This is a genomic window from Paraburkholderia fynbosensis (genome assembly GCF_902859935.1).
Classification (GTDB): Bacteria; Pseudomonadota; Gammaproteobacteria; order Burkholderiales; family Burkholderiaceae; genus Paraburkholderia; species Paraburkholderia fynbosensis.
Genome location: NZ_CADIKI010000009.1, coordinates 229954 through 254199 on the forward strand (window position 1 = coordinate 229954; position 24246 = coordinate 254199).

General features: G+C 64.8%; 18 protein-coding genes. 6 read left to right on the forward strand and 12 right to left on the reverse strand.

Annotation, left to right across the window (positions count from 1 at the left end):
- Window positions 1–22 precede the first annotated feature (22 nt).
- From HV770_RS17290 to HV770_RS17300, 3 genes are all read left to right on the forward strand, one after another.
- A complete protein-coding gene (locus HV770_RS17290) occupies window positions 23–1975 on the forward strand; it encodes an AI-2E family transporter (RefSeq protein WP_175161483.1) in 1953 nt (650 codons plus the stop codon).
- A gap of 302 nt (window positions 1976–2277) precedes the next feature.
- Window positions 2278–4008, forward strand: coding sequence for an FAD-dependent oxidoreductase (locus HV770_RS17295; protein ID WP_175161484.1), 1731 nt, complete (start codon window positions 2278–2280; stop codon window positions 4006–4008).
- Window positions 4009–4029: 21 nt separating this feature from the next.
- On the forward strand, window positions 4030–4221 hold the full coding sequence (locus HV770_RS17300; protein ID WP_175161486.1) for a hypothetical protein: 192 nt from the start codon (window positions 4030–4032) through the stop codon (window positions 4219–4221).
- A gap of 69 nt (window positions 4222–4290) precedes the next feature.
- Here HV770_RS17300 and HV770_RS17305 read toward each other — a convergent pair whose 3' ends face one another.
- The 3 genes from HV770_RS17305 to HV770_RS17315 form a co-directional block, all read right to left on the reverse strand.
- Window positions 4291–5274 carry a 2-dehydropantoate 2-reductase gene (locus HV770_RS17305; protein WP_175161488.1) on the reverse strand — a complete coding sequence of 328 codons (984 nt, stop codon included), beginning with the start codon at window positions 5272–5274 and terminating at the stop codon, window positions 4291–4293.
- Window positions 5275–5323: 49 nt separating this feature from the next.
- Complete coding sequence (locus HV770_RS17310) at window positions 5324–6115, reverse strand: class II aldolase/adducin family protein (protein ID WP_175161490.1); 792 nt, start codon at window positions 6113–6115, stop codon at window positions 5324–5326.
- Between the two features lie 74 nt (window positions 6116–6189).
- Window positions 6190–7389 carry an amino acid aminotransferase gene (locus tag HV770_RS17315; RefSeq protein ID WP_175161492.1) on the reverse strand — a complete coding sequence of 400 codons (1200 nt, stop codon included), beginning with the start codon at window positions 7387–7389 and terminating at the stop codon, window positions 6190–6192.
- 227 nt (window positions 7390–7616) lie between these two features.
- Here HV770_RS17315 and HV770_RS17320 point away from each other — a divergent pair, with 227 nt between their 5' ends.
- Window positions 7617–8564 carry a LysR family transcriptional regulator gene (locus HV770_RS17320; protein ID WP_175161494.1) on the forward strand — a complete coding sequence of 316 codons (948 nt, stop codon included), beginning with the start codon at window positions 7617–7619 and terminating at the stop codon, window positions 8562–8564.
- A gap of 57 nt (window positions 8565–8621) precedes the next feature.
- On the opposite strand, the gene HV770_RS17325 is transcribed toward HV770_RS17320, so the two are convergent.
- The 5 genes from HV770_RS17325 to HV770_RS17345 all read right to left on the reverse strand — a co-directional run bounded on the left by HV770_RS17325 (window position 8622) and on the right by HV770_RS17345 (window position 15779).
- Window positions 8622–9440, reverse strand: a complete 819-nt coding sequence (locus HV770_RS17325) for a helix-turn-helix transcriptional regulator (RefSeq protein WP_175161496.1) — start codon at window positions 9438–9440, stop codon at window positions 8622–8624.
- 109 nt (window positions 9441–9549) lie between these two features.
- On the reverse strand, window positions 9550–10674 hold the full coding sequence (locus HV770_RS17330; protein ID WP_175161498.1) for a hybrid sensor histidine kinase/response regulator: 1125 nt from the start codon (window positions 10672–10674) through the stop codon (window positions 9550–9552).
- A gap of 9 nt (window positions 10675–10683) precedes the next feature.
- Window positions 10684–11310 carry a chemotaxis protein CheB gene (locus tag HV770_RS17335; protein ID WP_175161500.1) on the reverse strand — a complete coding sequence of 209 codons (627 nt, stop codon included), beginning with the start codon at window positions 11308–11310 and terminating at the stop codon, window positions 10684–10686.
- A gap of 10 nt (window positions 11311–11320) precedes the next feature.
- Window positions 11321–12169, reverse strand: a complete 849-nt coding sequence (locus tag HV770_RS17340; protein WP_175161612.1) for a CheR family methyltransferase — start codon at window positions 12167–12169, stop codon at window positions 11321–11323.
- A 31-nt stretch (window positions 12170–12200) separates the two neighbouring features.
- Window positions 12201–15779 (reverse strand): response regulator, encoded by a 3579-nt coding sequence (locus HV770_RS17345; protein ID WP_175161501.1) that lies wholly within the window; start codon window positions 15777–15779, stop codon window positions 12201–12203.
- Window positions 15780–16038: 259 nt separating this feature from the next.
- Here HV770_RS17345 and treF point away from each other — a divergent pair, with 259 nt between their 5' ends.
- A complete protein-coding gene (gene treF, locus HV770_RS17350) occupies window positions 16039–17853 on the forward strand; it encodes an alpha,alpha-trehalase TreF (RefSeq protein WP_175161503.1) in 1815 nt (604 codons plus the stop codon).
- 139 nt (window positions 17854–17992) lie between these two features.
- Here the strand turns inward: treF and katE are convergent, their stop codons facing one another.
- The 3 genes from katE to HV770_RS17365 form a co-directional block, all read right to left on the reverse strand.
- Window positions 17993–20104, reverse strand: coding sequence for a catalase HPII (gene katE / locus HV770_RS17355; RefSeq protein ID WP_175161505.1), 2112 nt, complete (start codon window positions 20102–20104; stop codon window positions 17993–17995).
- Between the two features lie 173 nt (window positions 20105–20277).
- Window positions 20278–21174, reverse strand: a complete 897-nt coding sequence (locus HV770_RS17360; RefSeq protein ID WP_175161507.1) for a MipA/OmpV family protein — start codon at window positions 21172–21174, stop codon at window positions 20278–20280.
- 376 nt (window positions 21175–21550) lie between these two features.
- On the reverse strand, window positions 21551–22078 hold the full coding sequence (locus HV770_RS17365) for an Lrp/AsnC family transcriptional regulator (RefSeq protein ID WP_175161509.1): 528 nt from the start codon (window positions 22076–22078) through the stop codon (window positions 21551–21553).
- 163 nt (window positions 22079–22241) lie between these two features.
- On the opposite strand from HV770_RS17365, the gene HV770_RS17370 reads away from it, so the two are divergent.
- On the forward strand, window positions 22242–23258 hold the full coding sequence (locus HV770_RS17370) for a 1-aminocyclopropane-1-carboxylate deaminase (protein WP_121322549.1): 1017 nt from the start codon (window positions 22242–22244) through the stop codon (window positions 23256–23258).
- Between the two features lie 77 nt (window positions 23259–23335).
- On the opposite strand, the gene HV770_RS17375 is transcribed toward HV770_RS17370, so the two are convergent.
- Entirely contained in the window at window positions 23336–24226 is an 891-nt protein-coding gene (locus tag HV770_RS17375; RefSeq protein WP_175161510.1) for a LysR family transcriptional regulator, read from the reverse strand.
- Window positions 24227–24246 lie beyond the last annotated feature (20 nt).

The window sequence follows — 24246 nt, forward strand, 5'->3', positions numbered from 1 at the left end:
TTCTCACCCGGAAAGTCTGTTCATGAAAATATCGTTACCGCCGCCTGCGCGGCCGAACCGCGTCTACCCGCCGGGCGCGCCGACTCTGCATGGTCTCGCCTCGGTGATTACCGGTGTCGTGGTGGTGTGCGCGTTGTACTTCGGCCGCGCGGTGCTGATCCCGATTACGCTCTCGGTGCTGCTGAGTTTCCTGCTCGCCCCGCTCGTCCAGATGCTGCGGCGGCTGCATATGGGGCAACTGCCGTCGATCTTCATCGCCGTGCTGTTCGCGCTCGCTTCGTTGCTGGCGATCGGCGCGCTGATCGGCGCACAACTGGTGCAGCTGGCCGGCGACCTGCCGCAGTATCAGGAGGCGATCGAGCAAAAGATCGAAACCGTCCAGCAAAAGACCATCGGCCGCGCGGACACGCTGATGAGCCGCGCCGCCGCGACGCTGCAGCGGGTTGCGCCGTCCAAGCCGAACCCGCCGCGCCCGACCGGTCGCGCCGCGCGCAACGCGCCCGCCGTGCCGCAACCGGTCGAGGTGCACGAGCCATCACCCACGCCGATGCAACTGGCGCAGCGCGCGCTGTCGCCGGCCATCGCGCCGATCGAGACCACCTTCATCGTGCTGGTGGTGACGATCTTCATTCTTCTGCAGCGCGAGGATTTGCGCGACCGTTTGATCAGCCTGTTCGGCTCGCGCGATCTGCACCGCACGACCACCGCGATCAACGACGCGGCCGTGCGGCTGAGCCGCTATTTCGTCGCGCAACTGGGCGTGAATCTCAGCGCGGGCGGCGTCATCGCGATCGGGCTCGCGATCATCGGCGTGCCGGGCGCACTGCTGTTCGGCGTGATCGCGGCGTTGCTGCGCTTCGTGCCGTACATCGGGATCTGGATCGCCGCGATCCTTGCGGTGTTCCTCGCCGCCGCGATCCAGCCGCAATGGACCATGGCGGTCTATACGCTGATCCTGTTCATCGTCGTCGACGTGGTGGCGGGGCAGATCGCCGAGCCGTTGCTGTACGGTCATCGCTCGGGTCTGTCGCCGCTCGCGGTGGTGGTCGCGGCGATCTTCTGGAGCTGGCTGTGGGGACCGGTCGGCCTCGTGCTGTCGACGCCGCTCACGTTGTGTGTCGTCACGCTCGGCCGCTACGCCGACCGGCTGAACTTCCTGACCGTGCTGCTCGGCGATCAGCCCGCGCTGACACCCGCGCAGACTTTCTATCAGCGCTTGCTCGCGGACGATCCGCATGAGGCCATCGTGCAGGCGGAGCGCCTGCTGCGCGAGATGTCGCTGATCGACTATTACGACAAGGTCGCGCTCGAGGGCCTCAAGCTCGCACGCAACGATGCGACGCGCGGCGTGCTGATGCCGGAGCAGTTGCAGCGGGTCAACGAGGCACTGGTCGATATCGTCGAGAACCTCGAAATCGCGGACGGCCTGCCGGACCGTCTGTCGCGCGCCGAAGCGGCCGACAGCGCCAGCGCGGTGCTCGCGTCGGCGTCGGCGGATCTTTCGGAGCGCCATGACAGCCACGTTTCGACTCGCCAGCGGGAGACGCAGGAGATCGACAGAACGTCTGTGCTGTGCGTGCCCGGGCGCGGCGCGTTCGACGAAGTGACGACCGCAATCGCCGTGCAATTGCTCGGCCGCCACGGCTTCGCCCCGATGATGGCGACGCATTCGGGCTACCGCAGCGCACGCGCCGACGAACCGAGCTTCAAGGACGCGCCGATCATTTGCATCGTCTCGCTCGACGCGCCCGAGTCACCGCCGTACTTGCGCAATATGTTGCGGCGCACGCGCGAATGGCGGCCGCGGGCGACGCTGGTGCTGGGCGTCGGCGGCCTGCCGGAGGGCGGCTCGGAACTCGGTGCGACCGGCGCGTCGCACACGTCGCCGACCTTCCGCGCGATGATCGAGGAATGCCAGGCCGCGTTGAGCACGCAGCATCTGCGTCAGCCGGCGCATGTGGCGCGGGCGGAGTAAGGGGCGAGACATACCACCGCGGGTGAAACAGGTGCGTGAGCGCGTGAGCCAATGAATGAATGAAGCCGTGGGGCGCGTGGGTGCCTCGCGGCTTTTTTTGTTGCGCCGTTTTTGGCGGCGCGGCCGAGGTGGCCAGCCCGCACGGGTTGTACCCAAAATGAGGACAGCCTCACGCGCGCCCTCCTGCATACTTCCCTATCGATTCGCACCGCCTTTGCAGAGCCAACCAGCCGCGGCGGGCAATCTGCCGGCATTGAAGCCCCAGCAGCCAGCTTGCATGGGACCCGAGCAAGGAGACACGCATGACCCGCCCTTTCACCCCCTATCCGTTCTCGCCTCGCCACTACCCAGGCGAAGTGCCTGCGCTCGTCGACGGACGCGACCCTGCAACGAAGGCCGTGGCCATCGTCGGCGGCGGCCCGGTCGGCATGACGCTGGCGCTGGCTCTCGCGCGACAGGGCGTACGCTCGGTGCTGATCGAAGCCGACGACAGCGTGTGCACCGGCAGCCGGGCGATCTGCATTTCGCGACGCAGCCTGGAGATCTTCAAGCGCCTCGGCGTCGTCGAGGGTTTCCTGCAAAAAGGCTTGCCGTGGACCGGCGGCCGCAGCTTCTACCGCGACACCGAAGTATTCCGCTTCACGATGCACCAGGACGACGAGCAGTCCCTGCCGCCGATGATCAACATCGCGCAATATCAGATCGAGCAATTGCTGCTCGACGAGATTGAACGGCACGCCGATCTGATCGAGGTTCGCTGGCAAACCCGCGTGACGGCTATCGAACAGCTGCCGGACGGGGGCGCCCTGCTCGCGCTGCGTACCGGCCAGACCGGCCACACCGGCACGGCCTGGCAAATGCGCACCGACTGGGTCGCCGCCTGCGACGGCGGGCGCAGCACGATTCGCGAGGCGCTCGGCCTTAAGCTCACCGGCACCACGTATGAAGGCCGCTACGTGATCGTCGATATCGAACTGGACAGCGCTCGCGCCACCGAGCGTCTCGCTTATTTCGACCCGCCGTCCAATCCGGGATCGACGGTGCTGGTCCACAAGCAGCCGGACAACGTCTGGCGCATCGACTATCAACTGCGCGACGACGAAGACCCCGACGCCGCCGTGCAGCCCGAGAACGTGTTGCCGCGCGTGCAGAGTGTGCTCGACGCGATGGGGGAAACGGGCGCGTGGTCGCCGATCTGGATCACCGTGTACAAGGCCAACGCACTGACGCTCGAACGCTATCGGCACGGCTCGGTGCTATTCGCGGGCGACGCCGCGCATCTCGTGCCGATCTTCGGCGTGCGCGGCGCCAATTCCGGCATCGACGACGCCGATAATCTGGGCTGGAAACTCGGCTGCGTGGTGAACGGTATGGCGTCACCGGATCTGCTCGACAGCTATAGCGATGAACGCGTATTCGCCGCGCGCGAGAATCTCAGCTATGGGATGAAAAGCACCGAATTCATGGCGCCGCCGTCGTTCGCATTCGATCTGATGCGTACTGCCGTGCTTGGTCTCGCAGATCAGCACGCGGCCGTGCGGCCATTGATCAATCCACGGCAGACGCACGCGATTGCGTATCTGCGCTCACCGCTCAATGACGCCGCAGGCAACGCCGCGTCCGACTCGTTCAGCCGCGGTCCCGCACCCGGTACGGTGTTACCCGAATGCCGCTTGCTCAAGCGCACCGGCGACGGCGCAAGCATGGCGATCCATCTGACCGATCTGCTTGAACCCGGCTTCACCGCGTTGCGCTTTGGCGCGGACCCGGCGCAAGACGACGCGTGGCAGCAGTTGCAACGCACGCTCGCTGAACGGCGTATTCCGTTCGGGACGATCACGCTGGGCAGGAGCGACGCGCCGTGTTCAGCCAAGCCGTGCACGATCGATCCAACCGGCCATCTGCACGACATGCTCGACGCGCGGCCCGGCACCGTCTATCTGATCCGTCCCGACGGCCACGTGCTGGCGCGCTGGCGCGACGGCAGCGCGGCTGACGCGCAGCGCGCGCTGGGTGCGGTGTTGACGATCTAACGAAGCAGGAACGACATCATCATGACCGATAGCGATCTCGACCTCGTCTACACGACGCTCTGCAAAACCCTCACGGCCGAAGGCGAAGCGCAGACGCCGCTTTATCTGGCGCGGCTCGTGCTGCTGTGCATGACCGAACTCGACGGCCCACGGCGCGCGCTGTCGCTGATCGAAGCGGCGCGCCTGCCGGTCTCTTCTACGGTCGCCGCATAACGCGCGGCAAGACGCAAAAAAGCCGCCGTGCGCCAGACGCACGGCGGCCTGATTTTCAAACGCGCCGCATCACTGCCGCGGATACAGCCCCAACGTGCTCGCATGCAGGCGCGCGAGACCGAGCAGTGCATCCGTGTAGGGCGTCGGCACCTGCGTCAGTTGCCCCAGTTCGCGCACGGCCCCCACCAGCGCGTCGAGCTCGACCGCCTTCCCCGCTTGCACGTCCTGCAACATCGACGTTTTCATCGCGCCCAGCTTCAGCGTGACTTCGTGGCGGTCCGCTGGCGCCTGATCGATCGGAATACCAAACCGCGCGCCGATCTCCTTCGCCTCCAGCATGATGCTCGTCACGAAACCGCGCACCAGTTCGTCACTGAGAATCCGGTCGGTCGTCGCGCCGGTGATCGCGCTGACCGGATTCATCGTCATGTTGCCCCACAGCTTGTACCAGACGTCGCGCTGAATCTGAGCCGACATCGACGCGTTGAAGCCCGCCGCGATCAGCGTTTCGGTCAGCGCCGCGACGCGCTCGCTCGCTTCGCCATTCGCCGCGCCGACGATCAAGCCCTTACCCTGGTGATGCCGGATCAAGCCCGGCGCTTCGACGAGGCAGCTCGCATGCACCACGCAACCCACGGTCTGCGCGGTCGGAATCGCGGCGGCGATCGCGCCGTCCGGATCGATCGATTCGAGCCGCCGCCCGGCGAAGTCGCCGCCGAGGCCTGCACAGAACCACCACGGCACGCCGTTCATCGCCGTCAGCACGGTCGTTTGCGGGCCCAGCAGCGGCGCGATCTGCGCGGCGACCGACGCCATCGCCGGTCCTTTCACGGCGACCACCACGAGATCCTGCGCGCCGAGGTCGGCCGGCGTGTCGCTCGCGGCGACCTTCACCGTATGCGTGACGCCCCCTTGGATCAGACGCAAGCCCTGTTCGCGCAATGCAGCGAGCGTCGCGCCTCGCGCCACCACGCCGACGTCGTGGCCGGCCTGCGCGAGCTTGACGCCCATCCACCCGCCGATCGCGCCTGCGCCGTAGATAACAACTTTCATCGCTTCGATTCCTGGTTAGTCGTGCATGAGTTCGTGGGCCGGTCCCGCATCAATCCTTGTAGCTCGCGTCGATGCGATCCACCCGCCGCACCAGCGCGTCGAACACATCCTGCCCCGCGCCGTGCTTCGGATCGAACTGCAACGCATCGCGCGAGCAGCGGATCGCCACCGCTTCCGGCACCGGCCGCGCTCGGCCCATCGCAAACGTCGCCATCTGGATTTCGCACGCGCGATTGAGCGTCCACAGAACCGCGAAAGTTTGCGGCAAGGTGTGGCCCCACGCAAGCAGGCCGTGATTGCGCAGAATCACCGCCTGTTTGTCGCCGATATGTTCGATGAGGCGCGGACCTTCTTGCGCATGCACCGTGATGCCTTCGAAGTCGTGATACGCGACGCGCTCATGCAACTGCGCGCTGTAGAAGTTGGTTTGCTGCAGGCCATCTTCCAGACATGCCACCGCGACGCCCGCCGTGGTGTGCGTGTGCATCACGCAGTGCGCGCCGGGCAAGCCCTCGTGAATCGCCGCATGCACGACGAACCCGGCGGGGTTCACCGGATACGGCGAGCGGTCGAGCACGCGCCCCTGCGCATCGATCTTCACGAGATTGCTGGCCGTCACTTCGCTGTAGTGCAGCCCGAACGGATTGATCAGGAACTGCCGCTCGCCGCCGCTCACGCTCTCGGGTACACGCAACGTGATGTGGTTGTAGATCATCTCGGTCCAGCCGAGCATGTCGAAGATCCGGTAGCACGCGGCGAGTTGCACGCGCGCGTGCCATTCGTCCGGATGCATGACGGGGGTCTTCGACGGACAGGCCGATTGCTGTTCAACGGTCGTCATCAGGGTCTCCATGGTTGTCGTTCTGCCGGTGCGTGCAGTCACACCGTGATGCAATTGGCGTGATGCCGTCGCCGTTATGCGACCGCCACCACCGCCGCGATCGACGACGCCACATAACCGGCGTTGCGTTCATTCAGGCCTGCCACGCACATGCGTCCCGAGCGCAGCACATAGACCGCGAATTCGGCGCGCAGACGTTCGACCTGGCTTTCGCTCAAACCCGTATACGTGAACATGCCGCGCTGCGCGACGTAACGCGCGCGCATCACTTCATCGACACGGCCTGCGAGTCCCGCGTGGATCGTGCCGCGCATCGCGAGAATCCGCTCGCGCATGGTGGCGAGTTCGGCTTCCCACGACGCGCGCAACGACGCATCGGCGAGCACATTGGCCACCAGGCGGGCGCCGTGCGTGGGCGGATTGCTGTAGTTCGCGCGCACCGCCGACATCAGTTGCCCGAGCACGCGCGTCGCCTCGTCCGCGCTTTGGCACACCACGCTCAACGCGCCGCAGCGCTCACCATACAGCGAGAAATTCTTCGAGAACGAATTCGCGGCGATCAACGGCACGCCCGCGTCGGCCAGCAAACGCACGCACGCGGCGTCTTCTTCGAGACCCGCGCCGAAACCCTGGTAGGCCATGTCGACGAACGCGATCAGCTTGCGGCGCTGCAATACCGGCACCAGTTCAGCCCATTGCCCAGGGTTCAGATCGACACCGGTCGGATTGTGGCAGCACGCATGCAGCAGCACGACGCTGCGCTCGGGCAGGCGCCCAAGCGTGTCGATCATGTCGGCGAAACGCAAGCCGCCCGTTTGCGCGTCGTAGTACGGGTAGGTGTTGACGGTCAGCCCCGCGCCCTCGAACACCACGCGATGGTTCTCCCAGCTGGGGTCGCTGATCCAGATCTGCGAGGCGGGGAAATAGCGCCTCAGAAAATCGGCGCCGACCTTCAGTGCGCCCGACCCGCCGATGGTCTGCAACGTCGCGATCCGGCCCGCCGCGCGCGCCTCGCTGCGGGCGCCGAACACCAGCGCCTGCGCCGCCTCGCGATACTGCGGCAGGCCCGCCATCGGCAGATACGAGCGCGGCCCGATCGAGTCGAGCAGCGCGGTTTCGGCGCGGCGCACGGCGTCCATCACCGGCAGCTTGCCGGCGTCGTCGAAATAGATGCCGATGCTCAGGTTGACCTTGTTGGGGCGGGGATCCAGTTGAAAATCTTCGTTCAGGCTGAGAATCGGGTCGCCTGGGTAGGCCGGAATGTGGTCGAACATGGCAAGTCCTTGAATGCGGCTTCGAATGGCGCTTTGAATGCGCTTCGAATGGCCTCGATGTGGCCTGATCCGATGCGGATGATGCGCCGCGTGGCGCACGACAGGGTCAAGCGGAAGTCTAAGCGGCTTTCGATTCGTGCGTCGATCCGGCAAGTGTCGGCCACGAGGCCGCCACGCACAATCAATCGATTTTTCACGATTCGTAAGTTTTTCTTTAGAATCGCCGGATGCCACTCACACGCGTCACTCTCCGGCAATTCGAAGCGTTTCTCGCCATCGTCGATCTGCATAGCATCGGCGCGGCGGCGCAACGGCTCGGGCTCACGTCGTCCGCCGTCAGCCAGTTGCTTGCCGAACTCGAAACGGAACTCGGCTTCCGGCTGTTCGACCGGACCACGCGGCGCGTCAATCTGTCGAGCGCGGGGCAGGATTTTCTGTCGTCGGCCGAATCGGTGCTGCGCCACGTGCGCGCGGCCGCGCAATCTGCCGACGACATCCGCAACCGCGCCGCCGGCATCGTCAGAGTGGGCGCGCCGCTGGTGCTCGCGGCCACCGCGTTGCCCGCGGCCATCGCCGACTATGCGCGCGACAAGCCGAAGGTAGTCGTGCGGATTTGCGACACCGTGGTCGAGCAACTGGTGGAGCGCGTCGAGAGCGGCGACGTGGACCTCGCCATCGGCCCGGACCGGCAAAGCGGCACGCGCGTGCGCTGCGAGCCCGCGTTCGCGAGCCCGTGGGTGATGTGGTGCGCGCCGAGCCATCCACTGAGCTCGCGGCGCCGTGTGCAGTGGCAGCATCTGCGCGACGTGCCGATCGTCGCCACGGGCCGCGACCACGAGCGCGCCGTCGGGCAGATGCTCGCCAAGCTGCCGGTCGAAGCCCGCATCATTCCGGTGGACGTGGTGGACAACGTCACCACCGCGTTCGGCCTCGCGTCGCAAGGGCTCGCCGTCACGCTCGCGCCGGCCTACGTCGCGCCGCTCGCGCGCACGTTCGGGCTGGTGATGAAGCGCATCGTCGATCCGGAAACGATTCGCGAGGTGTGCGTGTACCGTTCGACGGAACGCGCGCTGTCACCGCCCGCCGACGGTTTCGCGGACTTCCTCATGTCCTGGCTCAAACGCTGGGACCGTGAAACTCAGGCCGATGGGCGTGCAAAGCGCGCAGCGCGCTGAGCATGGCCGGGGCTGTGATCGTCGACGTGCGCCGACGCAAGACGAAGCGAGGGCGGCTCAGGCCCGTTCCTGCTGCATGCACAACGCGAACAACTGCCGCTGGCTGGAGATGCCGAGCCGTGCATAAGCGCGCTTCTGATATGTGACGACGCTCGCGGGCTTCACGCCCATCCGCGCCGCGATTTCCACGGCGCTCGCGCCTTCGAGCGTGCCGCGCAGCACGTCGAGTTCGCGCGGGGTGAGTTGCGGACATGCGCGCCGAACGCGCGCGAGCATCGCGGCAGCCGGGCCTTGCTGATGCTGCCCGTTAAGCGCGTAATGGCTTTTCGCCGCATGGGCGAACAGATGCGCGACGCTCTCGACGTACTCCAGCTCGCCCGCCGCAAAACTGCCGTACGCGCTGTCGCGATACAGATTAATCGACAGCCAGACGCTGTCCACCGGCCGCATCAGCAACGACAGGCGGTCGGACACGTTGGGCTGCGCATAGCAGGCCGCGCGGTAGGCTTCGTTTTCGATCTCTTCGCTGCGCTGCTGATGCAGCACCAACGCGTCGCGAGCCTGCGCACGCGGCGCGCGGCCGATAATCGCGCGATTGCCGTCGAGCGCGTAGAAATGCGTCGCGTAGCGCTCGGCCACGTCGCGCAGAAAACGGCCGCCGCGATGATCCGCGGCCGACACGGTGCGCGGACGCGCGTCGAATTCGTACGCAAAGATGGTGCACTGCGAAACCGGTAGCGCATCGCCGACGGTTTTCAGCATGCTCGCCGCGAGCGCATCCGCGTCGGGCTGCGAGATCGACATGACTAGCTCGGTCGCGCGCGCGGTGCTGATCTGTCCGCTTCGGTGAGGTGGAGCGATGCGCCAGGAACGCATGATGAGATTCGGGTCGCGCTGCGTGGATTCGGGTCCGGCAAGCGTAGCACAGCGCGACCGGGAGCCGGCCGTTCGCGCGGCACAGCGATTCACGCGCCGCAGCGCGCCTTTATTTGCGCGTGAACGAGCCGCGCTGCAACGTCACCATCCTCGGCAATTCGATCGTGAACAGGGTCCCGGTCGCTTCGTTCGAATCGACACTGACGTTGCCGCCATGCATCCGCGCGATCTCCTGCACGATATGCAGCCCGAGCCCCAGGCCTTCGCGCGAACGCCCGTTGCCGTTCGACCCGAACGCCTTGAACAGATGCGGAAACACCTCGGCCGGAATCGTGCCGCGATTGGAGACCTTCAGGCGGACCGACTCGACCGCGTCGCCGTCCACCTCGACGCCGATGTCGCCATCCGGCGCGCCGTGATGCAGCGCGTTGCTGACCAGATTCGACACGGCTTGCCAGACCAGGTCCGTATCCCACGCGCCGGCCGTGTTACCACGGCTTTCGAACACGATCCGCTTGCCGCTCTTTTGCGAGGCGAATTCATCGATCACCGAGCGGCACAGCGTCGCCAGTTCGATCGAGCGCGGCTGCAACGGCAGACGGCCACCCTGCAGTCGCGCAAGGTTGAGCAGCTGATCGACCATGCGCGCCATGCGCAGCGAGCTGTTTTTCACCCGAGCCGCCACCGTGACCGACTGTTCGTCGGCCGCCGTGCGCATCAGGTATTCGGCCGACGCCAGCACCGCGCCGAGCGGCGTGCGCAAGTCGTGGCTCAGCACCGCCATCAGCATTTCGTTGGCTTCCAGCATCTGCCGCGTGGTGGCGAGTTGTGCGGCAAGCTGGCGCTTCTGCTGTTCGAGCTGAACGAACACGTCGACCTTCGACTGCAGAATGCGCGGATCGAATGGCTTGTACAGGAAGTCGACCGCGCCGGCTTCGTAGCCGCGGAACGTGCGCGAGGCGTCCTGTGCGGTCGCCGTCAGGAAGATGATCGGCACGTGCGACGTGCGCGGGCTGCCACGCATCAGCGCGGCGAGTTCGAAGCCGTTCATGCCGGGCATGTTGACGTCGAGAATGGCGAGCGCGACTTCGTGCTTGAGCAGCAGGTCGAGCGCCGCGGTTCCCGAATCGGCCACCAGCACGGCAATGTCCGGCCGCGCGAGCAACGCTTTGAGCGCGGTGATGTTGTGGACGATGTCGTCGACGATCAGGATGTTCACAGGTGAGTTCGTCATGGCATCGAATCAGAGAGAGGCCGGCAATGCGGCAAGCCGCCGGGCCATAGTTGCAGGATTGTAGATGGAGTCGGCAGCGCCGCGTTCGATCGCGGCGCGCGGCATTTCGGGCGAGACAGCAGTGTCGGGCGCCTGCACCCAGGCAGTGCCGCCCTGCGCACGCACCTGCGCGAGTCCTTGCGCGCCGTCGTCGTTGGCGCCGGAGAGCAGGATCGCGAGCAAACGCTCGCCATACACCGTGGCCGCCGACTCGAACAGCACGTCGATCGACGGGCGCGAAAAGCGCACGGCGGCATCGGTCGACAAGGCAACGGTGCGGTCCACTTCCACCAGCATGTGATAACCCGGCGGCGCGACATGCACGCGCCCCGGCATGATCCGCTCGCCCGCATCGGGTTCCAGCACCGGCAACGCGCAGCGATGCGCAAACGCGTGCACCAGATAGCTCGGCGAACCGGGTGGCAGATGCGTGACGATCATTACGGCCGGCGCAAAGCCCGCAGGCAGTGCGCTGAGCAGGATGTTCAGCACTTCGATGCCGCCCGCCGAGCCGCCGATCACGACGAGATCGTAGCCGCGCGTGGTGGCGGCATCGGCTTGGGAATCGACGGCTGGCTTGACCGTTGAGCGTGGCATGATGAGCGTGCTAGCGCTTCTGATAAATGCGTTCGCCGGGACGGAATTCGTCGAACGCTTCGTAATGACTGGAAAAACGCAGGCTTTCCTTGCTGCCCAGACCGAGGAACCCGCGCCGCACCAGCGCGTTTTCGAACAGGCCCAGTGCGCGATCCTGCAGGCCGCGGTCGAAATAGATCAGCACGTTGCGGCACGAGACCAGGTGCGCTTCGAGAAAGACCTCGTCGGTGGACAGGCTGTGGTCGGCGAACACCACGCGCTCTTTGAGCGAACCGGCGAAGCGCGCGCCGTTGTACGCAGCATGATAGTAGTCTGACAGCGAACGCTTGCCGCCCGCTGCCAGGTAGTTCTGCGTGAAGCCCCGAATCCGGTCGAGCGCGTAGATGCCGGACTCGGCGCGCGCGAGCGCATCCGGGTTGATGTCGGTCGCGTAGAACAGCGTGCGCTCGGTCAGGCCTTCCTCGTCGAACAGGATTTTCAGCGACCAGAGTTCCTCGCCCGTGCTGCAACCCGCCACCCACACCTTGATCGACGGATATGTGCGCAGCCGCGGCAGCACGTGCTCGCGCAGCGCGAGAAAATAGGCAGGATCGCGAAACATGTCGCTGACCTGCACCGTCAGATACTGGAACAGCCGCGAGAATTCGTCGCCGTTACGCATGATGCGGTCCTGCAACTGCGAGAGCGTCTTCAGGCCGAACTCCTCCAGTGCCTGCGACAGACGGCGCCGCAGCGACGAGATCGCATAGTGCCGGAAGTCATGCTGATACTTCAGATAAATCGCCTCCAGCAGCAGTTTCAACTCGATGTCGAAGTCGCTCATGCGGTGCGGCGCGTCGAATTCCGGCTGGCTGTTCATCGTGATCCTGCTGTCCACTGGCTCTCCTTCGCTACCGTTGCCGCAACCAGACGCGGCATAGCGCGACCAGCTTGTCGACGTCGATGGGCTTGGACACGTAGTCGTCGGCGCCGGCTTCGAGGCAGCGCGTGCGGTCGTTGGCCATCGCCTTTGCGGTCAGCGCGATGATCGGCAGATGCGCGAAACGCGGATTGCGGCGAATCTCGCCCATCGCGGTCAGACCATCCATCTCGGGCATCATGACATCCATCAGGATCAGATGCACTTCGGGGCCGTTTTCAAGCGCGTCGAGCGCTTCGCGTCCGTTGCGCGCGATCTCCAGCTTCGCGCCGAGCGGCTCCAGCACGTGCGACAGCGCGAAGATATTGCGCACGTCGTCTTCGGCCAGCAGGATCGTGCGGCCTTCGAATGCGTTATCGCGCTGACGCACCGTACGCAGCATGCGCTGCTGCTCGGGCGCGAGCGAGGACTCCACGCTGTGCAGGAACAGCGTGACTTCATCGAGCAAACGTTCGGGCGATTTGGCACCCTTGATGATGATCGACTTCGAATAGCGGCGCAGACGGTGCTCTTCGTCGTCGGACAGCATGCGCCCCGTGTAGACGATGACCGGCAGCGCCGCATGCGCGGTGTTCGCGGCGAGCCGTTCGAGCAGGTCGTAGCCGGTGCCGTCGGGCAGCGCGAGATCGGTCACGACGCAATCGAACGTGAACTTCGCCAGATAGTCGAGCGCCTCCGCGAGCGTCGCAACCGCGACGATTTCGGTGTTCTCGCTTTGCAGCAGTGCGCGGATGCTCTCGCGCATCGGCGCGTCGTCTTCGATCACCAATACGCGTTTGAGGCGCTGCTGCAAACGCGCTTCGAGACGGCGGATCGCGGCTTCCATCGTGGTGCGCGCGGTCGGCTTGAGCGTATAGCCGATCGCGCCGAGGTGCAACGCCTTGTCGGCATGGTCGGTGGCCGAGACGATGTGAATTGGAATATGGCGCGTGAGCGGATCGTTCTTGAGCCACTCCAGCACGGTCAGCCCGGAACGGTCCGGCAGGCCGACGTCGAGCAGCACCGCCGCCGGGAGCATGTCGCGCACCACCGTGAGGCCGCTGGCCGCGTCACTTGCGTGGACGAAATCGAAGTCGAGTTCATGCGTGAGATCGCGCAGGATTTCGGCGAACGCAAGATCGTCCTCGACGCCGACGATCAGACGGCCGGGGCGCGTGCGATTGTCGCGATCGTCGGCGATCGTGCCGCCGGCGGCCTCCGGCGGATTGCCTGCGAGGAGGCCGTTGGCTGGCGAGATCACCGCGGTTTGAACGCTGCTCGACGGCGTGCGGACGAGTAGCGGCTCCGCTGCGGTGGCTGCCGTGGCTGCGGTGCTTACCGGTTCGGGCGCACGTGTGGATGCATGTCCATGGGTCTGAGCCGAAGCGAGCGCCGCTGTCCCGTGGCTTTCCGCCAACGCCGCCTGCGCATCGAGCGGCAGCCACAGCGTAAACACACTGCCCTTGCCCACTTCGCTCGCGACGGTGATCCGGCCACCGAGCAACTGCGCAAACTCGCGCGAGATCGACAAGCCCAGGCCGCTGCCGCCATATTGTCGGCTGGTCGATCCGTCGGCCTGCTGGAACGCTTCGAAGATCATCTCGAGCTTGTCGCCCGCAATGCCGATGCCGGAATCGCGCACGTCGATGCGCAACTGATCGCCTTCGGCCGGCGCCACCGACAGCGCCACCTCGCCGCGCTCGGTGAACTTCACCGCGTTCGACAGCAGGTTACGCAGAATCTGCGTGACGCGCTGGCCGTCGGTGATGAACGTGTCCGGCGTGCCCGGCAAGCGGTCGAACACGAGATGCAGATGCTTCGCGCCCGCCAGCGGCTTGAACATCTCTTCGAGCGCCTGCAGCGTCGCGTCGATCGAGACCGTTTCGAGTTCGACCGTCACCTGACCCGCTTCGACCTTGGACAGATCGAGGATGTCATTGATCAGCACCAGCAGATCACTGTTGGACGCATGAATCGTCTCTGCGTAACGCACCTGCTCCTCGGTCAGATTGCCGGTGCGGTTCTGCTGCAGCAGCTTGGCGAGGATCAGCGAACTGTTCAACGGCGTGCGCAGTTCGTGCGACATGTTGGCGAGAAACTCGGACTTGTAGCGGCTCGACTGTTCGAGGCGCTCAGCATTGGCCGCGAGATCGTCCTGCGCGCGCAGCAGGTCCGATTTCTGCCGCTCCAGACGCTGCGCATATTCCTCGAGCTGCACATTGGTCTGCTCGAGTTCGGCCTGCTGCGCTTCGAGGCGTGTTTGCGATTCCATCAACGCGCGGCCGCGCTCTTCGAGTCCTTCGTTGGAGACGCGCAATTCTTCCTGCTGCACCTGCAACTCTTCGTTCAACTGCTGCGTTTCGATGAGTGCATCCTGCAGCCGCTCGCGATACAACGCGGCTTCGATGAAGTCGCCGATGCTGTTGCCGACCAGTTCCATGAAGGTCTCGTCGCGCGGGGTCAGTTCGCGGATGAAGCCCAGTTCGATGACGCCGTTGACCTGGCCGTCGTTGACGACCGGCATGATCAGCAGGTTCTTCGGCGCGCTCTTGCCGGTGGCGGACACCACCTGCACATAATTCGCAGGCACGTCGCGCAGAATGAGCGTGCGGCGTGCGAGCGACGCCTGGCCGACCAGCGTTTCGCCTTCCTCGAAATGACGCGCGGCGCCCTGCTCGCTTTCGCGGCTGAAGCCGTATGCGGCGATGCGGCGCAGCGTGCCGTGCTGTTTGTCGCGCACGTAGAGCGCACCGACGACCGCGTCCAGATACTGCGCGAGGAAGTCGAGCACCGCGCGGCCCACCAGCGGCGGGCTCGCCTGGCCGACCACTTTTTCCGCCAGCAGACGCTGTCCGGAGCGCAGCCACACCTGTTCCTGCAACGCTTCGGTTTGCTCGGCCTGCTGACGCAACGCGCCGTCGTAAGTGGCGGACAGGCCCATCAGTTCGCGTCGGCCCATCCAGGCGAGCAGCGCGCTCACGCTCAGACTGAACAGAAGGAACACGCTCACCAGTGTGGTCGTGACGCGGCGCGTCGCGTCGGCGCGCTCCTGGCGCAGACGCAATTCGACATCGAGAAAATCGCTGAATTCACGGCGCGTTTCGTCGAACTCGATCTTGCCGCGCCCGCTCGCCACGGCGGTTTCATAATCCTGATTGCGCCGGCGCGCATCGATCATCTCTTCGGCGAAGCGCGCCCAGCGCTGCTGGATCGCCTGGATCTGCTTGAGTCTTTCGACTTGCGCAGGATTGTCGGCCACCATTTCCTGCAGCGCTTCGACCTGCGTCTTGAACTTGGGGCCGCCGGTTTCGTAGGGCGAGAGAAAGCTCTCGTCGCCCGTGATCAGGAAGCCGCGCATCGACGATTCGCGACCGACCGCGAGGCGCAACATGTCGTTGGCCTGGCCGATCACACGCTCGGAGTGCTCGGCCCAGTTCATCGTCGAGACCAGATAGGCGATCAGCCCGGCGAAGACCGCCATCGTGACGAGGCCGACACCCAAAGGCAATGCGATATTGCGGCGGATGATGCTACGAAAACGGTTCTGGTCGATGGCCTGCGATGCGGTCATTTTTTCTGTCTTCGGCATAACGAATCGACGTGATCCGGAATATTTTTCGGGTTTTTCGCGCAGTGATTTGGTCGCGCTACAACGGCCGTCATCATACAGGATGACGGCTGTTTTTGAGACGCACATAGTCTCGCTCAGGCCTGCTGGGCGGGGCTCCTGAGGACGAACGCAACTTTGCGTGACGCACGCGGGTCCATCGTGCGATGGATGCCGTTTCATCCGACCGTTCAAGGCCTGCCACTCTTCCATTCATTCGCCGATGCCCTCTTCCCCCTCGTTCTTCCCCCTCGCTGCGCTGCGTTACGCTCTCGCCGCGTCGCTCGTGTGGCATGCGTCGCTTGCCGCGTCGGCTCCAACCCCGACTTCCGCAGAAGCGGCACCCGTGAGCGTGACCACGGTCGCCGTGCATGTCGAGCCGCCTACCCAGGCGTCGCCAGTGGTTCCTGTGCCGCCCTCCGAGCAGTACGCCGCGTTGTATCGCGACGTGCAACTCGCGCATCTCTTTCCCGACAGCAAGACTTTCGCGGACATGGTGCCGCTCGTGGCGCCCGCGCAGATCGCCGCCGCTTACGACACCGCGAGGCAGCAGCCCAACTTCAGTCTCGCCGACTTCGTGAAGCGCAACTTCACGTTGCCCTCCCGCACCGAGAAGGTGTACGTCTCCGATCCGAATCAGGATGTGGTGGGCCATATCGATACGCTGTGGAACGTGCTGCGCCGCGAACCCGATGCGACCGCGAGTCCCTGGTCGTCGCTGCTGCCGCTGCCGCATGCGTACATCGTGCCGGGCGACCGCTTCGACGAGATCTATTACTGGGACTCGTACTTCATCATGCTCGGGCTCGAACAGAGCGGCCAGCATGAACTGGTTGTCGACGAACTGAAGAACTTCGCAACCCTGATCGACCGGTATGGGCATATCCCGAACGGTAACCGCACGTATTACCTGAGCCGCTCGCAACCGCCGTTCTTCGCGCAGATGGTGCGGCTCGTCGCGGACAAGGACGGCGACGGCGTCTATGCGCAATACCTGCCCGAGTTGCAGCGTGAATACGCGTACTGGATGAACGGCAGCGACGGCCTGCCCGCGGGTGAGGCTAACCGGCACGTGGTGCGGCTCGTGGATGGCACGCTGCTCAATCGCTATTGGGACGAACGCGCGGCGCCGCGCGACGAATCGTATCGTGAAGACATGCTTACCGCGCAGCAGACGCCGCAGCGCGACTCTGCGCAGTTGTGGCGCAATCTGCGCGCGGGCGGCGAAACCGGCTGGGATTTCAGCTCGCGCTGGTTCGCCGACGGCAAAACGCTCGCCACGGTGGACGTGACGTCGCTCGTGCCGGTCGATCTGAACTGTCTGCTGGTCGATCTCGAGCGCACGCTCGCGAAGGCATACCGGCTGCGCGGCGACATCACGCATGCGGAAAATATGGAGCGGCGCGCCGCGACACGCGCCGACACGATTCGCCGCGTGTTGTGGGACCCGCAGTTGCAGGCCTTCGGCGACTACGACTTCGAGCATCGCACGCTGACGCACAGGCTCACCGCCGCGACGGTGTATCCGTTGTATACGGGCGTAGCCAGCCGCCAGCAGGCGAAGACCGTCGCCGCGACCGTGCGGCGCGAACTGTTGCGGCCGGGCGGCCTCGCGACCACCCAGGTGAACAGCGGCCAGCAATGGGACGCGCCCAACGGCTGGGCGCCGTTGCAGTATCTGGCGGTAATCGGCTTGCGGCGCTATAGCGAACCGGCGCTCGCGCAGGCCATCGCGACGCGCTGGATCAGAACCAACGTTGCGTACTACCAGCATACCGGCAAGCTCGTCGAGAAATACGATGTCGATGCGGCCACGCCAAGCGTCGTCGCGGGTGGTGGCGAATATCCGCTGCAGGATGGTTTCGGCTGGACCAACGGTGTGTTGCGCGCGTTGCTCGTGCTCTATCCGCAGACCGTTCAGGCCTCCCGCCCGAGTGATATTCCGGAAGGACCGGCCGGTGTGTCCGCGGCGGCCGCATCCGCTGCGGCGGCGCCGAAGAATACGCATCGGTTGCATGGCACGCGAGCGAACCCGTAGACTTCGCGCCGCTGTACCGGCGCTGCACGCGCGTTGCTGCACACGCGAAAAAACTGGCCGGTGTTCACCGGCCAGTTCTGCTGATACCTCGATGAGCAGCCCGCTCACGCGGGCCTCGGATAATCGCTCGCCGCAACCCCTACGCAGGGACCGTCTCCGCCTGCGCCGCACGCGACCACACGCGATGCTGTTCGGCCGCCTTGATGAAAGCCGTCAGCACGTCGGTGAGCTGTTTGTCCTCGCCGGTCACGACGCCGTCCGCGTGGTCCGGCAAATGCGCCGCGCTCAGCACGTCACGCCCCGCGCCGAGCGCCGCGATCGCCTTCAGGTGTTTGAACGCTTCGAGGACGAAATGCCGCGCGTCACCCGATTGCGCCAGCGCCTTCGCGCCCGCGTCGCCACCCACGACGATCACCGCATCGAACGTGATCGACGGCAAACCGGCAATCGTCGCGTCTGGCGCGAGACCGTCGATCGCGGCCAGCGTCGGCGCGATCAACATCGGCGTCGCCCCCTCGCCCTGCAGCGCCTGCTGAAGCTTCCCGATCGCGCCGCCATCGGAACCCGGCGCGGCCAGCAACGCGATCTTGCGGGTCTTGATGCCCGGCTTCACGCGATTGAGCAGACTCAGCGCCGGCGACTCCTTAGGACCGGAAAGCTTCGCCGTGCCCTTCTTCGGCGCGGGCAGACCCAGACCTTCGGCGACGGTCGCCGCCAGTCCTGCATCGAAGTTGGCGAGGATCTCGTTGACCACGCGCGCGCGAATCTCCGGCTTCGTCACCTTGCCGAGTTCGAACTGATACGCGGCGGCGATATGGTCTTTCTCGGGCTGAGACATGCTGTTGTAAAACAGCGCGGCCTGCGAGAAATGATCGGCGAACGACTCGCTGCGCACGCGGATCTTGGTGCCTTCCACGCGCTCCTGATAGCTTTCGAAGCCGCCGTCCGACGGTGCCGGGTCGGTTTCCTTCGGCCAGCCCCCGTTCAACGAGTTCGGCTCGTACGAAGCCTGTCCCACGTGGATCGCCTGGCGGTGCATCGCATCGCGCTGGTTGTTGTTGAATGGGCACACCGGCCGGTTAATTGGAATCTCGTGAAAGTTCGGGCCGCCGAGACGGCTGATCTGCGTATCCGTGTACGAGAACAGGCGGCCTTGCAGCAGCGGATCGTTGGAGAAATCGATACCCGGCACGACGTGGCCCGGATGGAACGCGACCTGTTCGGTCTCGGCGAAGAAGTTGTCGGGATTGCGATTGAGCGTCAGCTTGCCGACGATCTTCACCGGCACCAGTTCTTCCGGAATCAGCTTGGTCGGATCGAGCAGGTCGAAGTCGAACTTGTGCTCGTCCTCTTCCTCGATGATCTGCACGCCTAGCTCGAACTCGGGGAAGTCGCCCCGTTCGATCGCCTGCCACAAATCACGCCGATGAAAATCCGGGTCTTTGCCCGCGAGTTTCTGCGCCTCGTCCCAGAGCAGCGAGTACGAGCCCAGCACCGGGCGCCAGTGGAATTTGACGAAGCGGCCCTTGCCTTGCGCGTTGACGAAGCGGAACGTGTGAATGCCGAAGCCCTCCATCGTGCGCAGGCTGCGCGGAATCGCGCGATCCGACATGGTCCACAGCACCATGTGCGCGGACTCGGGCACGAGCGACACGAAGTCCCAGAAGGTATCGTGCGCGGAACCGCCGGTCGGCATCTCGTTCGGTGCTTCCGGTTTCACCGCGTGCACGAAGTCCGGAAACTTTATCGCATCCTGGATGAAGAACACCGGCATGTTGTTGCCGACCAGATCGTAATTACCTTCCTGCGTGTAGAACTTCACCGCGAAGCCGCGCACGTCTCGCACGGTGTCGGCCGAGCCGCGCGGGCCCTGCACGGTCGAAAAACGCACATAGACCGGCGTTTGCACGGACGGGTCCTGAAGGAACGCGGCCTTGGTGTACTCGCTCAGCGACTCGTACACCTGAAATACACCGTGCGCGGCCGAGCCGCGCGCATGCACGATGCGCTCGGGAATGCGTTCGTGGTCGAAATGCGTGATCTTCTCGCGCATGATGAAATCTTCAAGCAGCGAGGGGCCGCGCGGGCCGGCTCGCAGCGTGTTCTGATTATCGGAGATCTTGACGCCCTGATTGGTTCGCAGGGCCTGGCCATCTGGACTCACTCGAAACTGTTCGAGGTCTTTCGATTTCGGATCGTTCGCCTCTGCGCTTGCCGCCGCTGGCGTCCGGGTGCTCGTATTACCTGCCATGGGGAGGGGCTCCTTGTATTCGGGCGCGCCGGTGGAAGGCCGGTCTCACGCGCAAACAAGCAAGCAGCAATCGATGTACCCGCGAGCGCCGGCTCGCTTTCGCGGCGAGGGAAAGAACCGGGGGACGGCGACTCCACGCCGCCGCCCCTTCCTGCGAATGTCGAAACGTTTCGTCAGAAGCGGTAGTTGATGGAAATGTCGGCCACACCATTGGCCCTGCTGCGCGTGATCGGGCTGTTGCCGGCGCTGCCGACCAGTTGCTGAAATGCGCCGTCGGCCGTCGCGAACCAGTGCTTGTTGAACAGCCACACCGCGCTCACGCCGAATCCCACCGACTTGACCCCCGCGCTCGCGTGGTACTGCGAAAACTGCGAGTTCGCGGCCTGCTGCTGGTTGACCCCGAACCAGCTGTTCATGTAGGTGGAGTCCGCGATCGACACGTTCGGACCGGCGAACCAGAAGAACGTCTTCGAACTGCCCGGCATCGGCATATAGGCACCCAAGTCGCCGATCCAGCCATTCGAGCCGCCGAAGTAACGCCGGATGTCCGCGCGCAACACCAGCGGGAAGTCCTTCGACACCACGTATTCGCCCGCCAGTTTGACGCCGGGCGCGAAGTTGATGTTGCCGAGTCCGTTCAGCTCCTGGGGATCGTCGCGCCCGCGACGCCCGAGGTCGTAGACGGCGGCCAGACTGACGCGCCAGTTCTCGCCCTGCGCGACGTTGGCCCCGAACCCTTCACCGCTCGACAGGAAGAACAGGTCCTTGTAGCGCACGTCGATGCTCGGTCCGGCCACGACGTGATAACGGGCCGAGCCCTCGAAGCGTGGCTGGAACGACGTCGCCACACCGACACGCACCTGCCAGTCGGGAATGTTCGGCTGGTACATCTTCTGCAATGGAATGCCGGCCGAGTATTGCCACTCGCCCAGCGGTGAGGGCGTCTGCGCCGACGCCGAGCCCGGCAGGAAGGCAATGCCGCCAAGTGTCACGGCGACCACAGACGTTGCCGCGATGCTTATGTGTTTATTGCGAAGCTCGCCGCTCCGCTTTCTACGGCTGTTCAACACCAGAAGCCTCCGATCTCGCGTATAGCGAAGGGGGTTATGTTCTCGCCCGAGGCCGCAACGGCTAAAAATCGGGCGACTGCCGCGCAGTTACTTTACGGCATGTAATTTTTTCAGAGATCGACATGCACTATCCGGCAAGGCTTCACTGCCCCTGCGGCCAAAAGGCCGCCCACGCGGGCTTGTGTATGAACCGGTTCATGAGAAAGATATGCCGACCGAGCCAGATGTGCAAAATATGCGCCACATCGGTAGGCAGCGCGCTCGAATCGGGTGTAAGCCGGGTCGGCGGCGAGGCGGGCGGCCGCCCCAACGCAAGCGTTCCACTGCGGCCGCCGCCTCGGTTGGAAGCCGGACGGCGTGGACGCAACGGCTCGCGTCACAGCGGAAAGCGTGTTGTCGAGAGGATTTCCTTGAGCACCATGAAAGAGCGGATTTGCCTCACGCCCGGCAGATAAAGCAATTGCTCCGCGTGCAGGCGATTGAAGCTGTCGCTGTCGCGCGTGCGGACCGTCATGAAATAGTCGAACTCGCCGGTCACGACGTGGCACTCCATGCAGCCGGGCACCTTCTGCGCGGCTTTCTCGAACTCGGCAAACGACTCCGGCGTGGAACGGTCCAGCACCACGCCGATGATCACCAGCATGCCCGCACCGGCGGCCTTCGGGTCGATCAACGCGACCACTCCCCGAATCAGCCCCGACTCCTTCAGCCGTTCGACGCGCCGCAAGCAGGCCGGCGCACTCAGCTTGACCTTGGCGGCCAGCGCGACGTTGGAAATGGATGCGTCGGTCTGCAACTGCCGCAGGATCGCCCGATCGATCCGGTCGAGCGCCTGAAGCGGGTCGGTGTTCACGGCGGAGGCAGGGGCCGGCTTTTCTGTCGTGCGAATTTTTGTTGCGCTCATGGTTTTCAGGACGAATTTTTATTAATGAATTTCTCGGTAGACATTTTCAAAAGTATGTCTAAATGAATTTTTTCGCAAGCTCATTTCAGCCGCTTTTCCCTACCATTGATTCAACGCGACGGCTTCCCAGTCGCGTCGACAACCCTATGACCACGGAGCTGCCATGAACCTGCAACGATTCCCCCGCTACCCGCTCACCTTTGGACCGACGCCGATCCAGCCGCTCAAGCGCTTGAGCGAGCACCTCGGCGGCAAGGTGCATCTGTATGCGAAGCGCGAGGACTGCAACAGCGGATTTGCATTCGGCGGCAACAAGACGCGCAAGCTCGAGTACCTGATTCCCGAAGCGCTGGCGCAAGGTTGCGACACGCTGGTGTCGATCGGCGGGATCCAGTCGAACCAGACCCGTCAGGTGGCCGCGGTCGCCGCGCATCTGGGCATGAAGTGCGTACTCGTGCAGGAGAACTGGGTCAACTACTCGGATGCTGTCTATGACCGCGTCGGCAACATCCAGATGTCGCGCATTCTGGGCGCCGACGTCCGACTGGTGAGCGACGGCTTCGACATCGGCTTTCGCAAAAGCTGGGAGGACGCGCTGGAAAGCGTACGCGCCGCCGGCGGCAAGCCGTACGCGATTCCGGCCGGCTGCTCCGATCATCCGCTGGGCGGCCTCGGGTTCGTCGGCTTCGCCGAAGAAGTGCGGCAGCAGGAAGCCGAACTGGGCTTCCGGTTCGACTACATCGTCGTGTGCTCGGTGACGGGCAGCACGCAGGCCGGCATGGTGGTGGGCTTTGCCGCCGACGGGCGCGCCGAGCGCGTGATCGGCATCGATGCGTCGGCGAAACCCGCGCAGACCCGCGAACAGATCATGCGGATTGCGAAACAGACAGCGGAACAGGTCGACCTCGGCCGGGACATCATCGCGAAAGACGTGGTGCTCGACGAGCGCTTCGGCGGTCCGGAATACGGTCTGCCGAACGAAGGCACGCTGGAGGCGATTCGCTTGTGCGCACGGCTCGAAGGCGTGCTGACCGACCCGGTATATGAGGGCAAGTCGATGCACGGCATGATCGACATGGTGCGCAATGGAGAATTTCCGGAAGGCTCGCGCGTGTTGTATGCGCATTTGGGCGGTGTACCTGCGTTGAATGGGTACAGCTTTATTTTCCGCAATGGGTGAGCGAGTTGGAGCGCGGGGCGGTAGGCGGTCACGCCCACCGTCTCGGTGCGCACGCGGGCTTGCAAGCCCTCGCCCCGTCACGCCGCCAGCGTCTTCTGCAAATGCTTGCGCAGGAAGTCCACAAAAGCCCGAATCGTGACTGAGCTTTGCCGATGTTGCGGATACACCGCATACACGCTGGTCGCGCCAGGCAAAAACGCTTCGAGGACCGGCACGAGCTGACCGCTCCTGAGCGCATCGGCGACGATAAAATCAGGAAGCCGAACAATCCCCAGGCCGGCCACGGCCGCGTCGCGAATCAGATCGCCATTGTTGGCCCGCAAGGGACCACGCACTTCGACGCCCTTCACCACGCCGTCGACTACGAAGTCCCAGCTGACCACGCCGCCATGACCGTATAACAGGCATGAATGACGTTGCAGATCGGCCGGCACGGCGGGCGCGCCGCGCCGGCGCACGTACCCCGGGCTGCAACACGCCACCAGCCTGACGTCGACGAGCTTTTGCGCGACCAGCGTGGAGTCGGCCAGCGTGCCAATGCGGATCGCCATGTCGAAGCCCTCGCCCACCACGTCGACGGTGCGGTCGCTCAGCTCCATGTCGAAGCGCACCTCGCCGTGCTCGCGCAGGAACATCGCCACCAGCGGCGACAAATGCATCATGCCGAACGACATCGGCGCGCTGACGCGCAGCAGCCCGCGCGGCCCGGCGCGCCGCAGCGACATCGCCTGCTCGGCGTCTTCGACCTCACCGAGGATGCGTCTCGCGCGCTCGTAAAACTCCTGACCTAGTTCGGTCACGGCCAGCTTGCGCGTATTGCGGATCAGCAACGGCACGCCGAGCGCCTCTTCCAGCGCCATGACCCGGCGGCTCACGAACTGCTTCGACAGCGACAGCCGGCTGGCAGCGGCGGTGAAGCTACGCGCGTCGACCGTGGCGACGAAGATTCGCATGTCGTCGAGCTGCATTCTATCGTCCACTCCAGGGT

Bases quoted from the DNA above. Each gene is read 5' to 3' on its own strand.
- HV770_RS17290 (WP_175161483.1), top strand. From the start codon at position 23: ATGAAAATATCGTTACCGCCGCCTGCGCGGCCGAACCGCGTCTACCCG.
- HV770_RS17375 (WP_175161510.1), bottom strand. From the start codon at position 24,226: ATGCAGCTCGACGACATGCGAATCTTCGTCGCCACGGTCGACGCGCGT.
- HV770_RS17365 (WP_175161509.1), bottom strand. From the start codon at position 22,078: ATGAGCGCAACAAAAATTCGCACGACAGAAAAGCCGGCCCCTGCCTCC.
- katE (WP_175161505.1), bottom strand. From the start codon at position 20,104: ATGGCAGGTAATACGAGCACCCGGACGCCAGCGGCGGCAAGCGCAGAG.
- HV770_RS17300 (WP_175161486.1), top strand. From the start codon at position 4,030: ATGACCGATAGCGATCTCGACCTCGTCTACACGACGCTCTGCAAAACC.
- treF (WP_175161503.1), top strand. From the start codon at position 16,039: ATGCCCTCTTCCCCCTCGTTCTTCCCCCTCGCTGCGCTGCGTTACGCT.
- HV770_RS17315 (WP_175161492.1), bottom strand. From the start codon at position 7,389: ATGTTCGACCACATTCCGGCCTACCCAGGCGACCCGATTCTCAGCCTG.
- HV770_RS17370 (WP_121322549.1), top strand. From the start codon at position 22,242: ATGAACCTGCAACGATTCCCCCGCTACCCGCTCACCTTTGGACCGACG.
- HV770_RS17330 (WP_175161498.1), bottom strand. From the start codon at position 10,674: ATGACGAACTCACCTGTGAACATCCTGATCGTCGACGACATCGTCCAC.
- HV770_RS17340 (WP_175161612.1), bottom strand. From the start codon at position 12,169: ATGAACAGCCAGCCGGAATTCGACGCGCCGCACCGCATGAGCGACTTC.
- HV770_RS17310 (WP_175161490.1), bottom strand. From the start codon at position 6,115: ATGACGACCGTTGAACAGCAATCGGCCTGTCCGTCGAAGACCCCCGTC.
- HV770_RS17325 (WP_175161496.1), bottom strand. From the start codon at position 9,440: ATGCGTTCCTGGCGCATCGCTCCACCTCACCGAAGCGGACAGATCAGC.
- HV770_RS17345 (WP_175161501.1), bottom strand. From the start codon at position 15,779: ATGACCGCATCGCAGGCCATCGACCAGAACCGTTTTCGTAGCATCATC.
- HV770_RS17305 (WP_175161488.1), bottom strand. From the start codon at position 5,274: ATGAAAGTTGTTATCTACGGCGCAGGCGCGATCGGCGGGTGGATGGGC.
- HV770_RS17335 (WP_175161500.1), bottom strand. From the start codon at position 11,310: ATGCCACGCTCAACGGTCAAGCCAGCCGTCGATTCCCAAGCCGATGCC.
- HV770_RS17295 (WP_175161484.1), top strand. From the start codon at position 2,278: ATGACCCGCCCTTTCACCCCCTATCCGTTCTCGCCTCGCCACTACCCA.
- HV770_RS17320 (WP_175161494.1), top strand. From the start codon at position 7,617: ATGCCACTCACACGCGTCACTCTCCGGCAATTCGAAGCGTTTCTCGCC.